The sequence below is a fragment of the Microbispora sp. H10949 genome (genome assembly GCF_014161435.1).
Classification (GTDB): Bacteria; Actinomycetota; Actinomycetes; order Streptosporangiales; family Streptosporangiaceae; genus Microbispora; species Microbispora triticiradicis.
This window is the reverse complement of record NZ_JABBWZ010000012.1, coordinates 165,253-178,895: the sequence shown is the minus strand read 5'-3', so window position 1 is coordinate 178,895 and position 13,643 is coordinate 165,253. Positions and strand designations below refer to the sequence as shown.

Genomic DNA, 13,643 nt, shown 5'->3' with positions numbered 1-13,643 from the left:
CAATATGTGACATCTGTGACTGTTGGTGTCTGTGGGATTGGTGTCGATCATCCAGGGCAGTGCGGACGCCATGGGCATCTTGACTTCTCCCGGCGGGCGGGCCGCCGGTGCTTCCGCGCCGGCCGGAAGCGTGCCGGCGGGCATCGGCGGGTACGGCCTGGAGCACCGCATCTGCCCCGGCTGCGTACGCGAGTTGTTCGACCCGCGCGGGCGCAGGCATCTCTACCCGCTGGTCCGGTGCCGTGAGTGCGGGCCCCCCGCCGGCGAGCCGCGCGTACGGCCGCTCGCCCTGTGCGAGGACTGCCGGCGTGAGTGCGGCCGGCCCGGTTCGCGGCGCGGCCCGGACGACGCCGCGGGATGCGCGGCCTGCGGCCCCGCGCTGCGCTGGGACGGGCTGCTCGGCCAGGACGCACTGGCGGAGGCGGTCGCGGTGATCGAGGCCGGGGGAGTCGTGGCGGTCAGGGACGGTTTCGCCGACCAGATCGTCTGCGACGCCGGGGCCGAGCCCGCGCTCGCCCGGATGGACGGCGCGCCGGGTCCGGTCCGCGTGCTGGTGCGGCACGTCTCGGCGGCCCGGGAGGTGGCGAACCTGTCCTTCCTCGACATCCGCGCGCTCGCCGAGCGCTCCCAACCGGCCACACTGGTCCGGCTGCGCGAGCCGCGACTGCCCCGGGCCGTGCGCCGGGCGACGCCCGACGTCGACCTCTTCCTGCCCCGCACTCCGCTGCAGCATCTGCTCACGTCGCGCTTCGAGGGCCCGCTCGCCGTCTGGGACCGATGCGGCGAGCGGGAACTGCCGTACGACGGAACGCTGACCGTGGGCCTCGATCTGGGCCTCGATCTGGGCGTCGGTCACGGGCTCGACCACGGTCTTGATCAAGGGACGGGTCTTCCGGCGCGGCCCGCCGTCACGGCGCTGCCGACGTCTTCGCCGGCGTGGCCCGTATGGACGTCTCCGAGGCAGGACGGCAGGCCGGATCCGTCGCCCGCTCCCGTGTCACCGGTCGCCCAGGTGTCGTAGAAATGGTGATTCTGCGCGTATTTGCCGGATAAGCGGAATTGCGGCAAAAGCTGAGTCATCATCCATGCCGCGCTCGGCAGGGCCGGAACCGAGGCCATCGAATGGGGTATGAGGGCATCGTTGCTTATGTCCACGACGAGACCCGTCGCCGGATGGCCTTGGTGAGTAGGTGCGTTTCCAGATGTCCCGCGACTGTACGCCCCCTTCGCGAAAGATTCCGGCGCTCGCGGCCGGCCGCCTGACACTGGCCGTCCTCGTGGCCGCGCTCGCCTCGGCCGCCACCGCGCGGGAGGCGAGTGCGAGCACGGCTCCGCTGCGCCCGGGCGTGGTGACGCACGCCGCCGGACACGGACGTGGGCACGGAGGCGGACACGGAGGCGGCGAGGGGCAGGTGGCGGCCGGAGGGGTGGCCACGGCCAGGCAGTTCGGCTCCGGGAACGGCAGGTTCAACCAGAACCTCAACGGCGTCTACAGCCCGACCTTCATGATGGGCCAGCAGCAGACCGGCATCACGGTCGGCGGCCGCATCAACACCCAGGGCGCCTTCTGCGGCCCCGGCCCGAAGCGTTGCAAGATCTGGCAGAACATGCCGGTCAACGCCTTCGGCTGGTGACGTTTCCCGCCGCGCGTCCGGGCCGCGAATCGATCGACCGGACCGTGCGCCGACGAATATGGCAATGATGGCGTAAGACGCCGCGCGTGCCGGACGCTGGGAAAAGGCGGATCACTAGCCTGAGTAGCGGCCCCGCACGAGGAGGGGCTGCAGGAGCGGTCCGGCTGACGGGAGCGGCGCGCGATGAGGTGTCGGTGGTACGGCAGGCCGGTTCTGCGGAGCGGTCCGGGGCTTCTCGCCTGTGCGTCGCTCGTGCTGACTCTCGCCGTCGCGGCGCCCGCCGCCGATGCGGCCGGTCATCCGCGGGAGTCGCACCGGGACCGGGGAGCGTCGGCGGGGAGGGATGAGGCGCGGCCGGCGCTCTCGGCGTCGAGCCCCATCAGCAACCGGGGCACCCAGCAGGTCTCCGTCAACGTCGCGAACGAGGGAATCGGCATCCAGAACGCGTTGTGCCGGGGGAGCCGGGCGTGTGACATCGCCCAGGTGCTCGCCGCGCCTTCCGGGGAGGACCCGCCCGCCGGGCGCCCCGCCCCGCGGGCGCTCTCGCGTCCCAAGACCACGGCCCGCCGGGCCGCCCACGCCCTGACGCGCACTCTGACGCACACGGCGGCGCACGCCGGAAGGCGCCCGTCCCGCGCCTCGGGGTGAGCCTCCCGGCGCGGGCCGCGTCCGCGGCGCGCTGTGGGGCGCGCCGCGGGCGGGCCGTGTCAGCTGGTGTACGCGCAGATGGCGTAGACGCTGATGCCCACGCTGTCGTAGCGGGGCTGCCGGCCGAGGGCGATCCAGCCGGTGCCGTCGGCCGTGGGGAAACTGCCCACGAGGACGGCGTCGTTGCCCTGCGCCTCGCCGCCGCCGCCCACGGCCCGCTTGCCGCCCGGGCAGTACACGGTGCGCCGGGTGAAGTTCGGCACGTTCGCGTTGGGCAGGGCGACGACCTGGTAGCCGGTGAACGCCGACCCGGAGGGGTCGGTCGGTCCGGTGCCGGCCAGCGCGGCCGCGCTCGTACCCGTCAGTCCGGCGAGAACCAGGGCGCCTGTCGTGACTGCGTGAACAAATCGCACTTAAAAGCTCCGTTGTATCGAGAATGACCGGATTTGGACCGAGGAAAATGGGTTTGAACGGCGGAAGGCCGTCCCCTTCGGTTCCGGGACCACATCTACCCGCGATCTTCTTCGACCACACTCGGCAATATCGCGTTTACCCAACGTGGTGACTTCTCCGATCTCACGATGACGTGAGGTCACGGTCGTCCATTGTGGTCCGGCGGGGCACCTGGGGCGGATTGTCGCTCGTGGGTACGTTCCTCCTCGGGGGGATCGCATGAGAAAGATCGTCGCTGTCTCCGTGCTCGCCGCCATGACGACGCTCGGCACGGCCGCCGCGGTCGCGGCGGTCGCCGCCGGGACCGGCGTACGCCCGGGGACCGGTCTGCGGAGCGCGTACCGGCAGGCTCTCGCGCCGCCCGAGGGAGGGGTCGAGCGGCAAGAGGTCAGCCAGGAGCAGTACGACGTCCTCGTCGGCCAGTGCCGGTACCCGAAGACGGGGCAGGCGCGTGCGCGGTGCCGGGCGCAGGTGCGCGCGAAGTACGTCGTGGGGGCGTTCAACCCCGCCCTCGACTGCCGCACGTACTCCGGGGTCTCCGTCTGCGGGCCCCTCGAACTCAGCGCCGCCCAGCGGGCGTGCGTGGAGGAGTCGGTGGGCGGCGGGCTGACCCGCCGGCGTGCGGAGGTCGAGTGCTACGCCTTCCGCTGACGACGGTTTCCCCTGGGGAAATTTCCGGGCCAACCTAAATATTCGGCCAAACCGCTACCGGCGGTGATCTACCCTGCGGGGGTGGACGCCAAAAGTCAGGGCGCCGCCGAGCTTCTGCGGGCGTTGCAGCGCACGGCGGCGCGGTTCAGCGAGATGGGACGGTCCCTCTCCCGTGACTTCTTCCCCCATGTCCGCGTCGAGATCATCACCGACCTGGCCGGGCCCGCCGTACGGCTCGGCGTGGCGCTGGAGCTGCCCGGGCACGACCTCGTGTTCGAGACCGCCGTCACGGTCGGCGACGGCACGTTCGGCGTGCGGGGCGAACTCGTGCTGGACGGAGAGGAGGCGATCCTGGTCCTGCCGCCCGTCGAGATCGCCGATCCGGTGCAGTGCGCGGCCCTGCTGGAGCGGTACGCCGACGAGCTGACGACCCCGGCCCGCTGGCACGTGCAGCGCCTCGTGGAGTCCTGCGCGACGGACTCCTGAGGCGTCACAACGCCTGCAGCCCCTGGATGACCTCGCGCAGGAGACGCTCCTCGGGCAGCTGGGCCACGGTCGCCGGCGGCCGTGCCGTGATCAGCCCCTGGTCGCGCAGGTCGCTCAGCAGGATGCGTACGACGTTCAGCGAGAGGCCCAGCTCCGAGGCCAGGTCGGCCACGGAGGAGGGCCCCCGGCACAGCTGCAGGATCCGCCAGTGCTCGGGGGCCAGACCGGAGACCCCGCGGTACGCCGCGGGGGCCGTCCTGATGATCGTCATCAGGTCGAACTCCGGCCCCGTCGGACGGGTGCGTCCCCGGGTGATCGTGTAGGGGCGCAGCAGGGGCCCCTCCTCCTGCTCGGTCACGAGTCCTCCTGGGCGCGCTGCCAGCCGGACCGGAACGAGGAGAACACGTCACTCCGCTCCTCCCTCGGATCCTCCCTGAGCTGCGGAGCGATGTTGGCCTGGCGTACCCGTTTGGGCAGCGAGCCGTGGTCACCGCCGACCGGCGGCGTGAGGGCGAGCGCCGGGGCGACGTGCTCCGGCTGAGAGAGAGGCTCCACCACCGGCTCGTGGATCCCGCCCTCCACCACGACCTCCTGCGGGAGCAGCAGGACGGCGCTCGTCCCGCCGTACGGCGAGCTGCGCAGGGAGACGCGGATGTTGTGCCGCCGGGCCAGCAGGCCCACCACGAACAGCCCGAGCCGGTCGCTGTCGGCGAGGTCGAACTCCGGCGGGTCGGCGAGGCGTTGGTTGAGTCGCTCCAGCTCCTCCGGAGGAATGCCGAGCCCGCGGTCCTCGACCTCCAGCGCGAAACCGCGGCCGACCACCTCGCCCCGGACGTGCACCCGGGTGTGCGGCGGGGAGAAGACGGTGGCGTTCTCGATCAGCTCGGCCAGCAGGTGGATCACGTCGGTGACGCTGCCGCCGGCGAGGGAGTACCCGTGCGGGACGGTCACGTCCACCCGCAGGTAGTCCTCGACCTCCTCGATCGCGGCGCGCACCACGTCGTACAGGCGGACCGGGTTGCGCCAGCCACGCCCGGGAACCGCCCCGGACAGGATGATCAGACCCTCCGCGTGGCGGCGCATGCGGGTGGTGAGGTGGTCGACCCCGAACAACCGCTCCAGCAGGTCGGGGTCGGCGATCTCCTTCTCCAGGCTGTCGAGCATGCCGAGCTGGCGCTGCAGCAGCGACTGGCTGCGGCGGGCCAGGTTGAGGAAGACCTTGTTGACGCCCTTGCGCAGCTCCGCCTGGCCCACCGCCGCCTCCACGGCGGTCTGCTGCACAGAGGTGAACGAGTTGCCCACGTTCTCGACCTCGACCGTGTCGCTGCGCCCCACCACGGGCGGCGTCTCCGCCGCCACGTCGACGTCGTCGCCGCGCCGCAGCCTCCGTACGAGGTCGGGCAGGCGCCGCTCGGCGAGGTCGCGGGCCGCGCGGTGGAGGGCGGTGAGCTCGCCGGTCAGCGTGCGGGCGAACCGGAAGGAGACGAACAGGGTCGCGAGCACCGCGGCCAGGCCGAGGCCGCCGACGATCCCGATGCGCCAGAGCACCGCCTGCGCCAGTGGCATGGCCCGGGCGGCGGTCATGTCGGCCGCGACGTTGGTCGTCTCGGTGAGCTGGCTGGTGAGGGCCTGGGCCGTCGTCGGCCAGGCGATCGCGTCGGGGGGCAGCGGCTGCCCGGGCCGCACGCTGGCGATCACGTCGTTCTCCAGCGAGAGGAACGCCGAGTAGACGGGGGCGGCGTTCAGGGCGCCGAACTGCTTGAGCAGGGTGGCGTCGAGCTGGCTGGTGCCGAGCTGGTAGAGGAGGCGGCGCTTGCCGACCATGCCGGAGAAGGCGTCCCGCTCGTCCTGCGACATCCGTCCGGCCGCCTGCGCGCCCAGCACGAGCGCCGACTGCTGGCTCACCACCTCGCGGCTGCGGACGAGGAGGATGATCGCCTTGGTCTGCGCGACGATGTCGATGTCGGGCGAGATCATGAGCCGGTCGTAGACCTGGTGGGCGGTCTCGATGACCGAGCTGTACTCCTCGATCGCCTCAAGGCGGGTCAGCGTGTGGTCGTCGACCTGGCCGCGCAGCACGTCGAGCCCGCGGACCTGCCGGATCAGGTCCTGGACCCGGCTCCACATGGCGGGCGGCGTCTCGTCCCGGGCCTGCGCCGACAGGCGGGTCATCTCGGCCGCCCAGCCGTCGGTCCTGCGCCGCTGACCCTGGAGGTCGGTACGCAACGAGGTGGTGCGCCACGCGAGGTAGCTCACGGACACGAACCGCTCGGTCTGCAGTGCGTTGATCGTCTCGCTGACCGGATAGACGACGTTGTCGTACACCTTCTGGATGCGCAGGAGCTGCTGCCCCTGCTCGATCGTCACGGTGGCGGCGAACCCCCAGATCACCACCAGAGCGGTCACCGGCACCAGCAGGATCGCGAAAATCTTGAAGCGAATGGACCGTTTCCGACCAGCCATGGCCCCGCCCGTCGGTTACACACGTGTTAATTAGTGGCGAAACCCTAGCAATCCGTGAGACGGCCCACCAGGGATCGTTCCTAACGACTTGGGCCACAGCCCGTATCAGGACAGTCTCGACGTTGAGGGGCAAAGACCTTGCCGATTCTGTCTGATTGTCAGACAATCGAGGCCATGTACTCGCGATCCGGTCCGCTCGCCGTCGTCGCCGCGGCCGTGCTGTGGGGGACCGCGGGCACCGCGGGAGCCCTCGCCGCCGCCGACTCCGTCTCTCTGGCCGCCGCCCGCCTGGTGCTGGGCGGTGCCGTGCTGGCCGCGCTGGCGGTGTCCGCGCGCCGCAGCTCCCTCCGCTCGCGTCCTCTGGACCGTTCCCGCGAGCACGTACGGAGCGCCGGGCGGAATCCGGCGCGGCCGGCCCGCGCGCACTGGACCCTCGCGCATCGGGCCCGCGCGCACTGGACACTGGCTCTGGGGGCCGCGGCCGTGGCGGCCTACCAGCTCTGCTACTTCGCCGCGGTCCACCGTACGGGGGTCGCGATCGGCACGGTGGTGGCCATCGGCAGCGGCCCGGTCTTCACCGGGGTCCTGTCCTGGCTCGTGGGGCGCGAGCGGCCGAGCGGGCGCTGGGCCCTCGCCACGGCCGCCGCCGTCGCCGGATGCGCGGTGCTCGTCACCGGCGGGAGAGCCGGTGGGGAGGCCGGCGGCGCCGACGCCGCGGGGATCGGGCTCGCCCTGCTCGGCGGGCTCCTTTACGCCTTCTACGCGGTCGTCGCGGCCCGCGCGATCGGCGGGGGGACGGATTCGGGGATCGTCATGGGCGTGCTCTTCGGCGGTGCGGCCGTCCTCATGCTGCCGGTCCTCGTGCTGAGCGGCCCGGTGTGGCTCGCCCGGCCGGGCGGCCTGCTGACCGCGCTCTATCTCGGCTGCGCCACGACGGCCCTCGCCTACCTCCTGTACGGCCGGGGCCTGCGCACGACCCCCGTGGCCACGGCGGCCACGCTCGCGCTGGCCGAACCGGCCGTCGCGGCCCTGCTCGGCGTCGTGGCGCTGCGCGAGCACCTGTCCGCGGTCTCGTGCACCGGCCTGGCGCTGCTCGCCGTGGGCCTCGCCGTGGTCGCCCTGCCCGCCCGGGCGCGCACTCCGGACGTCCCCGCGCCGGGGACGCCGAGGGCGACGGCCGGGCGTCACTGACACGCTCGGCCGACGGGCCCGGCCCGACGAGTAGGCCCGACGAGTAGGCCCGGCGAGTAGGCCCGATGAGTAGGCTCGGCCCCGTGACCACCCTGAGGCCCGTCTCCACCGTCGAGGCGCTCGCCGCCGCGCTGCGCGAGCGGGTGCTGTCGGGGGACGTCGAGCCGGGAGCGGCGCTGCCCGAGCAGGAGTTGTCCGCCCGGTACGGCGTGGCCCGCCCCACGGTCAGGGAGGCGCTGGCGCTCCTCGTCCACGAGGGGCTGCTGCGGCGCGAGCGCAACCGCAGCGCGTACGTCCCGGTGATCACCCCCGCCGACCTGGCCGACCTCATGTACGTCAGAAGGCCGCTGGAGGAGCTCATGGCCGAGGCGGTGGCCGGTCGCCGGGTGGGCGCCGCGGAGGAGGCGCTGGGCCGTCTGTCCGGCCTGCCGCCCGGCGCGCCGTGGGCGAGTGTGGTGGCCGAGCACATGGCGCTGCACGAGGCGCTCGTCGCCGCCGCCGGTAGTCCTCGCCTGGAGCGCCTGTACGGCACGCTGGCGGCCGAGACGCGGCTCGGTCTCGTCCGGCTCAGGCACGCGTACGAGGACCCTCGTGAGCTCGCGGCCGAGCACGCGGCGCTGCTCCGCGCGATCGCGGAGGGACCGGCGGAGGCGGCCGTACGGGCGGTGCGCGACCATCTGCGGTGGCGGCACGGCTGAGCGCGGGTCTGAACGGTCTTGCACGGGGCCGCTGTGAGTCGTCACAATCGCGCCCATGCACGGCAACCCAGTGCCGGACACCTATGTGTACGTCACCGAAGAAGGCGTGACGCGTCACTATGCCGACGGCAGCGTCGAGGCTCTCGCGTGGGAGGACGTCGTCGAGGTCCGCGTCGGCGGTCACGATCGCCGGGATCCGTCCGGCCAGCCGGACGACGTCTTCATCGTCCTGCTGGACCGGGAGGGCGAGGGCTGCGTGGTCCCGCACTCGGCGACCGACGCGAGCTTCCTCGCCCGGCTGCGGTACCTGCCGGACTTCGACCTCGACCGGCTGAGCACGGCGGTGGCCGGCGCGCGCGCCGACTACGTCGTGGTGTGGCGCAGCCCGGAGCCGCCCTCGCCCCTGCCCGACCTGGAGTACGACTGAACGAGCGGGGTCACCTGACGAAGGACGACTCGTTCAGCCCGCCCCGGTCGGCGAAGTAGCGCTCCAGCGTGTCGTTCCGCAGGGCGTCGGTGAGCTTGGCGCCCTCCTTCGCGTCCAGGCGGACGACGCTCACCCCCTTGACCGTGCCCGTGCCGGCGACGGGGTAGGTGGCCGACAGCAGGTCGCCGCCGCGTATGTCGCGGAGTTCGAGCGCCAGGCCTCTCAGGGTCTTCATGTCCACCCCGGCGTCCACCGACAGGGATCGCGTCAAAGCCTGGAGGAACTTGTCCACAGCGAACGGATTGGTCAGCATTCCCTTGCTGACCACCTTTTCGGCCACCGCCCGTAAGAACGCCTGCTGCCGTTTAATCCGGTCGAAATCCCCACCGGGTAGTCCGTAACGCTGGCGGACGAATAGCAACGCGCGCTCGCCCTCCAGATGTACGTTTCCTTGCGGCCAGGTGATTTTGTTCGCGGGGTCGTGCACCTGGCGCGCCACATAGACGTCGACGCCGCCCAACGCCGTGCTCATGTCGATGAAGCCGTCGAAATCCAGCGCGACGAAGTGGTCGATCCGGACCTTGACCAGTCGCTCCACCGTCTGGACGAGCAGGCGCGGGCCGCCGTACGCGTAGGCTGCGTTGATCTTGTCGTGCCCGTGGCCCGGGATGGTCACATACGAGTCACGAGGTATGCCGATCAGGAAGATTCGCTTCCGGTCGGCGGGGACATGCGCGATCATCAGGCTGTCCGACCGCTGGAAGCCGCTCTCCCCCGGCCGCTTGTCCGCGCCGACGACCAGCCAGTTCTGGGCGGTTCCAATGGCTCTGGCCGGTCGGTCCGACTCCTCGGGGAACACCTGCTGCACCCGCCGGAGGTTGGTGTCGTACACGTGCTGGCGCTGCATCAGCACCGCGAAGAGGGCCGCCGGCGGGAGGAGGAGCGCGAGGGTCACGACGATCAGCACCTTGCGCCGGCGCGACGTCCGCGGCGGTGGAGTCACAGTGAGAGGCAACTGCCCGGATGTCGTCACGAGGCGTCCAATGCTCGGTTCCACGCGGCGGACGTGTTCCGAAGCGGATATCCACCGGTCGCCGCGGTCAGGTCGTGGTGGGAAGCGCACCGCTCGGCCGGCCGTACCCCGGCTCCGGCTTTCACCCGCTGTCCCGCCCTCGCCACGCGGAGATCATAGACGAGGATCTGATGTATAAGTCAGTGGTGTTGTGCGATGACCGACGCGAGGGGCATATTGGAACGTTCCCGTCAAGTCCAAAACGCGAATTCGCCCGGCCAACTGTGGACAGATCACGTACATTCCGTACTGAGCGGTCGCTGTCTACCATCAGGCTCGTGCATGCCCCCCGTCCCTGAAAAAAGATGAGTTGTGCGTCAACCTGTGTGACGGGGGGTGCGTCATCTTCCTGCGCAGTCTGGCTACTTGGGCGTGGTGACATGGAATCGCGGTTAGAGTTGGCGGAACTGGGGGTGATTCCCCGCGGCCTCGGCGTCCGGCTCCCGGCAAGGGTGTCGGAGCGGTCCTTTCGCAGACTCCTCACGGCGGGGGATTTCCTGTGCGGGGCCCTGGCCTTCTGCGGAGTCGAGCTGACCCGGCTCCAGCTGGGGGCCTACATCCCGGTTTACGACCTCGTCTTCGGCGCCACCCTGACGCTCGGCTGGCCTCTGGTCGTCGGCCTCGCGGGCGGGTACCGGGCACGCGCTCACGGCGAGGGCACGGCGGAGTTCCGCTCGGTGGCCCAGGGTGGGCTCGGGCTCACCGCGGCCGTCGCGATCGGGGCGTATCTGACGCAGACCATGGTGGCCCGGAGCTACGTCATGGCGATGCTGCCGCTCGCCACGGTGCTGACGCTGCTCTTCCGGCACCGGATGCGGAAGAGGCTGCACCGCCTGCGCTCAAGGGGCGAGTACATGCGGCGGGTCGTGGCCGTGGGACACCGGCAGTCCGTCCAGGAGCTGGTGCTGCAGCTGCGGCGGCAGCCGTACCACGGCATGCGGGTGGTGGCCGCATGCCTGCCGAACAGGCAGTTCCGGAGACAGCGCTCCGACATCGACGGCGTGCCCGTGCTCGGGGACTTCCGGGACGTGGCCGCCGTGGTCGACAAGGTCGACGCCGAGGCGGTCGCGGTCCTCGCGTGCCCCGAACTCCACGGCGCCGCGCTGCGCCGCCTCGCCTGGGCCATCGAGTCCGGGGGCACCGACCTCTTCGTCGCTCCGGCCCTGATGGACGTCGCCGGCCCGCGCATCAGCGTCCGCCCGGTCGCGGGGATGCCGCTGCTGCACGTCGAGCACCCCGAGCTCGAAGGATCGCGACGGCTGGTCAAGAACGCCTTCGACAGGATCGTGGCCGCGGCCTTTCTCCTGGTCCTCCTCGTCCCGATGCTGGTCATCGCGGCGTTCGTCCGCGCGACCAGCCCCGGTCCCGCGCTGTTCCGGCAGACGCGCATCGGCCGGTACGGCCGGGAGTTCGACATGCTGAAGTTCCGCACCATGGTCGTCGACGCCGAGCGGCTCAAGCTGGTGCTGGAGCAGTCCAACGAATCGGACGGCGTGCTGTTCAAGATTCGGAACGATCCACGAATCACGCGGGTCGGGCACCTGCTCCGCCGCTACTCGCTGGACGAGTTGCCGCAGCTCATCAACGTGCTGCGGGGAGAGATGTCGCTGGTCGGGCCGCGTCCGCCGCTGCCCGCCGAGGTCGACCAGTACGGCACGGACGTGCACCGGCGCCTGGTCGTCCGGCCGGGCATGACGGGGTTGTGGCAGGTGAGCGGCAGATCGGACCTGTCGTGGGAGGAGTCGGTCCGGCTGGACCTGCGCTACGTGGAGAACTGGTCGCTCATGATGGATCTTCAGGTGCTGTGGAAGACGTGGTCCGCGGTGACCGGGGGAAGGGGGGCCTACTGACATGAAGGCCCTCGTGCTCGCCGGCGGAGCCGGGACGAGGTTACGACCCATCACCCACACACGGGCGAAACAACTGGTTCCGGTGGCCAACAAACCCGTCCTGTTCTATGGCCTGGAGGCGATCGCGGCCGCGGGGATCCGGGAGGCCGGCATCGTGGTGGGCGACACCCGCGCCGAGATAGAGGCCGCGGTCGGGGACGGCTCGGCCTTCGGGCTCGACGTCACCTACCTGAGCCAGGAGGCGCCGCTCGGACTGGCGCACGCGGTGCTGATCGCCCGCGACTACCTGGGTGACGACGACTTCGTCATGTATCTCGGCGACAATTTCGTCGTCGGCGGCATCGACGGGGTGGTCCGGCGCTTCCGTGCCCGGCGCCCGAGCGCCCAGATCATGCTCACCCAGGTCTCCGACCCGCGTCAGTTCGGGGTCGCCGAACTGGACGCGCGGGGACGCGTCGTCGGACTCGAGGAGAAGCCCCGCGCTCCGAAGAGCGACCTCGCGCTCGTGGGGGTCTATCTGTTCACCCCCGTCGTGCACGAGGCGGTCGCCGAACTCAAGCCGTCCGGGCGGGGCGAACTGGAGATCACCGATGCCATCCAGTGGCTCATCGACACCGGCCACGACGTCGAGCCCGAGGTGATCTCCGGGTACTGGAAGGACACCGGCAACGTCGCCGACATGCTGGAGGTCAACCGCCTCGTGCTCGAAGCGGTGGAGCCCCGGGTGGACGGCGAGGTGCGCGACTGCGAGCTCATCGGCAGGGTGGTGGTGGAGGCGGGCGCGTCGGTGCGCGGTTCCCGTATCGTTGGTCCCGCGATCATCGGCCCCCGGACCGTCGTCACGGACTCCTACGTCGGTCCCTTCACCTCGGTGGGGGAGGACTGCCGGTTGACGGACAGCGAGATCGAGTACTCCATCGTGCTTGCCCGTGCGTCGATCCAGGGGGTGCGACGGATCGAGGCCTCGCTCATCGGACACGACGTCGAGGTCACTCCGGCCCCCAACACGCCCAAGGCGCACCGGCTCGTGCTCGGTGATCACAGTAAGGTGCAGATCTCCCCATGAGAGTGCTCGTCACCGGCGGCGCCGGCTTCATCGGCTCCCACTACGTCCGGATGGCCGCCGCCGAGACCAATGACAAGATCACCGTGTTGGACGCGCTCACGTACGCGGGCAACCCGGCGAACCTGGAGCCCGTGTCAGGGCGCTTCGACTTCGTGCACGGCGACATCTGCGACGCGGAGCTGCTGGCGCACGTGGTTCCCGGCCACGACCTCGTGATCAACTTCGCCGCCGAATCCCATGTCGACAGGTCGATCGCGGGCGCCGCGCCGTTCGTGCGGACGAACGTCCTCGGCACGCAGACGCTGATGCAGGCGTGCCTCGACGCGGGGGTCGGGAAGGTCGTGCACGTCTCGACCGACGAGGTGTACGGGTCGATCGACTCCGGGTCCTGGGACGAGTCCGCGCCCCTGCGCCCGCGCTCGCCGTACGCGGCCGCGAAGGCGGGGGGAGACCTGGTCGCCCTGGCCTACGGGGTGACCTACGGGCTGCCGGTCTCCGTCACCCGGTGCGGCAACAACTACGGGCCCTACCAGTATCCGGAGAAGGTGATCCCCCTCTTCATCACCAACCTGCTGGAGGGGGTGAAGGTCCCCCTCTACGGCGACGGGGGCAACGTCAGGGACTGGATCCACGTCGACGACCACTGCCGGGCGATCCGGCTCGTGACCGAGGTCGGGCAGCCGGGCGAGGTCTACCACGTCGCCGGCACGGCGGAGCTGACGAACCTGCGGCTCACCGAGAAGCTGCTCGCCGCGCTCGGGGCGGAGTGGGAGAGGGTCGAGCGGGTCGCCGACCGCATGGGCCACGACCGCCGCTACTCCCTGGACGACACGAAGCTGCGCGCCCTGGGCTACGAACCCCGGATCGCGTTCGACGAGGGCCTCGACGCCACCGTCCGCTGGTACGTCGAAAACGCGGACTGGTGGCGCCCCCTCAAGCAGGCCCGGTCCTGACGCCCACAACGACACCGCCAACGACGACACGGCACCGACCCGAGCACCCCG

15 protein-coding genes are annotated in these 13,643 nt (G+C 71.1%); 11 read left to right on the top strand and 4 right to left on the bottom strand.

Going from position 1 to position 13,643, the window contains the following annotated elements; translation table 11 throughout:
* The first annotated feature begins 40 nt into the window (after nt 1-40).
* From HHX40_RS29020 to HHX40_RS29010, 3 genes are all read left to right on the top strand, one after another.
* A complete protein-coding gene (locus HHX40_RS29020; protein ID WP_182883116.1) occupies nt 41-1,021 on the top strand; it encodes a Sua5/YciO/YrdC/YwlC family protein in 981 nt (326 codons plus the stop codon).
* A 181-nt stretch (nt 1,022-1,202) separates the two neighbouring features.
* Nucleotides 1,203-1,634: a hypothetical protein gene (locus HHX40_RS29015; RefSeq protein ID WP_182883115.1), complete on the top strand. Its 432-nt coding sequence runs from the start codon at nt 1,203-1,205 to the stop codon at nt 1,632-1,634.
* A 252-nt stretch (nt 1,635-1,886) separates the two neighbouring features.
* Nucleotides 1,887-2,282 (top strand): hypothetical protein, encoded by a 396-nt coding sequence (locus HHX40_RS29010; protein ID WP_182883114.1) that lies wholly within the window; start codon nt 1,887-1,889, stop codon nt 2,280-2,282.
* 59 nt (nt 2,283-2,341) lie between these two features.
* Here HHX40_RS29010 and HHX40_RS29005 read toward each other — a convergent pair whose 3' ends face one another.
* On the bottom strand, nt 2,342-2,695 hold the full coding sequence (locus HHX40_RS29005) for a hypothetical protein (protein WP_182883113.1): 354 nt from the start codon (nt 2,693-2,695) through the stop codon (nt 2,342-2,344).
* Nucleotides 2,696-2,954: 259 nt separating this feature from the next.
* Between HHX40_RS29005 and HHX40_RS29000 the strand changes: the two genes are divergently transcribed.
* Complete coding sequence (locus tag HHX40_RS29000; RefSeq protein WP_259404010.1) at nt 2,955-3,386, top strand: hypothetical protein; 432 nt, start codon at nt 2,955-2,957, stop codon at nt 3,384-3,386.
* 81 nt (nt 3,387-3,467) lie between these two features.
* A complete protein-coding gene (locus HHX40_RS28995) occupies nt 3,468-3,872 on the top strand; it encodes a hypothetical protein (RefSeq protein WP_182883112.1) in 405 nt (134 codons plus the stop codon).
* 4 nt (nt 3,873-3,876) lie between these two features.
* On the opposite strand, the gene HHX40_RS28990 is transcribed toward HHX40_RS28995, so the two are convergent.
* A complete protein-coding gene (locus HHX40_RS28990; protein ID WP_111700611.1) occupies nt 3,877-4,230 on the bottom strand; it encodes a DUF742 domain-containing protein in 354 nt (117 codons plus the stop codon).
* Nucleotides 4,227-6,335 carry a nitrate- and nitrite sensing domain-containing protein gene (locus HHX40_RS28985; protein ID WP_182883111.1) on the bottom strand — a complete coding sequence of 703 codons (2,109 nt, stop codon included), beginning with the start codon at nt 6,333-6,335 and terminating at the stop codon, nt 4,227-4,229. Before HHX40_RS28985 ends, HHX40_RS28990 begins: the two co-directional genes overlap by 4 nt.
* 174 nt (nt 6,336-6,509) lie before the next feature.
* Between HHX40_RS28985 and HHX40_RS28980 the strand changes: the two genes are divergently transcribed.
* The 3 genes from HHX40_RS28980 to HHX40_RS28970 all read left to right on the top strand — a co-directional run bounded on the left by HHX40_RS28980 (nt 6,510) and on the right by HHX40_RS28970 (nt 8,651).
* Nucleotides 6,510-7,526, top strand: coding sequence for a DMT family transporter (locus tag HHX40_RS28980; protein WP_182883110.1), 1,017 nt, complete (start codon nt 6,510-6,512; stop codon nt 7,524-7,526).
* An 83-nt stretch (nt 7,527-7,609) separates the two neighbouring features.
* Nucleotides 7,610-8,224 carry a GntR family transcriptional regulator gene (locus HHX40_RS28975; protein ID WP_310738335.1) on the top strand — a complete coding sequence of 205 codons (615 nt, stop codon included), beginning with the start codon at nt 7,610-7,612 and terminating at the stop codon, nt 8,222-8,224.
* Between the two features lie 55 nt (nt 8,225-8,279).
* Nucleotides 8,280-8,651, top strand: coding sequence for a hypothetical protein (locus HHX40_RS28970; protein ID WP_111700615.1), 372 nt, complete (start codon nt 8,280-8,282; stop codon nt 8,649-8,651).
* Between the two features lie 10 nt (nt 8,652-8,661).
* Here the strand turns inward: HHX40_RS28970 and HHX40_RS28965 are convergent, their stop codons facing one another.
* Nucleotides 8,662-9,654 carry an LCP family protein gene (locus HHX40_RS28965; protein WP_182883109.1) on the bottom strand — a complete coding sequence of 331 codons (993 nt, stop codon included), beginning with the start codon at nt 9,652-9,654 and terminating at the stop codon, nt 8,662-8,664.
* A gap of 449 nt (nt 9,655-10,103) precedes the next feature.
* On the opposite strand from HHX40_RS28965, the gene HHX40_RS28960 reads away from it, so the two are divergent.
* The 3 genes from HHX40_RS28960 to rfbB are packed head-to-tail and all read left to right on the top strand — an operon-like array spanning nt 10,104 to nt 13,592.
* Nucleotides 10,104-11,573: a sugar transferase gene (locus tag HHX40_RS28960; protein ID WP_182883108.1), complete on the top strand. Its 1,470-nt coding sequence runs from the start codon at nt 10,104-10,106 to the stop codon at nt 11,571-11,573.
* Between the two features lies 1 nt (nt 11,574).
* Nucleotides 11,575-12,639 (top strand): glucose-1-phosphate thymidylyltransferase, encoded by a 1,065-nt coding sequence (locus HHX40_RS28955; protein ID WP_111700618.1) that lies wholly within the window; start codon nt 11,575-11,577, stop codon nt 12,637-12,639.
* On the top strand, nt 12,636-13,592 hold the full coding sequence (gene rfbB, locus HHX40_RS28950; RefSeq protein ID WP_182883107.1) for a dTDP-glucose 4,6-dehydratase: 957 nt from the start codon (nt 12,636-12,638) through the stop codon (nt 13,590-13,592). The genes HHX40_RS28955 and rfbB overlap by 4 nt, the downstream gene beginning before the upstream one ends.
* Nucleotides 13,593-13,643 lie beyond the last annotated feature (51 nt).

Bases quoted from the DNA above. Each gene is read 5' to 3' on its own strand.
- HHX40_RS29000 (WP_259404010.1), top strand. From the start codon at position 2,955: ATGAGAAAGATCGTCGCTGTCTCCGTGCTCGCCGCCATGACGACGCTC.
- HHX40_RS28985 (WP_182883111.1), bottom strand. From the start codon at position 6,335: ATGGCTGGTCGGAAACGGTCCATTCGCTTCAAGATTTTCGCGATCCTG.
- HHX40_RS29015 (WP_182883115.1), top strand. From the start codon at position 1,203: ATGTCCCGCGACTGTACGCCCCCTTCGCGAAAGATTCCGGCGCTCGCG.
- HHX40_RS28980 (WP_182883110.1), top strand. From the start codon at position 6,510: ATGTACTCGCGATCCGGTCCGCTCGCCGTCGTCGCCGCGGCCGTGCTG.
- HHX40_RS28955 (WP_111700618.1), top strand. From the start codon at position 11,575: ATGAAGGCCCTCGTGCTCGCCGGCGGAGCCGGGACGAGGTTACGACCC.
- rfbB (WP_182883107.1), top strand. From the start codon at position 12,636: ATGAGAGTGCTCGTCACCGGCGGCGCCGGCTTCATCGGCTCCCACTAC.
- HHX40_RS28970 (WP_111700615.1), top strand. From the start codon at position 8,280: ATGCACGGCAACCCAGTGCCGGACACCTATGTGTACGTCACCGAAGAA.
- HHX40_RS28960 (WP_182883108.1), top strand. From the start codon at position 10,104: ATGGAATCGCGGTTAGAGTTGGCGGAACTGGGGGTGATTCCCCGCGGC.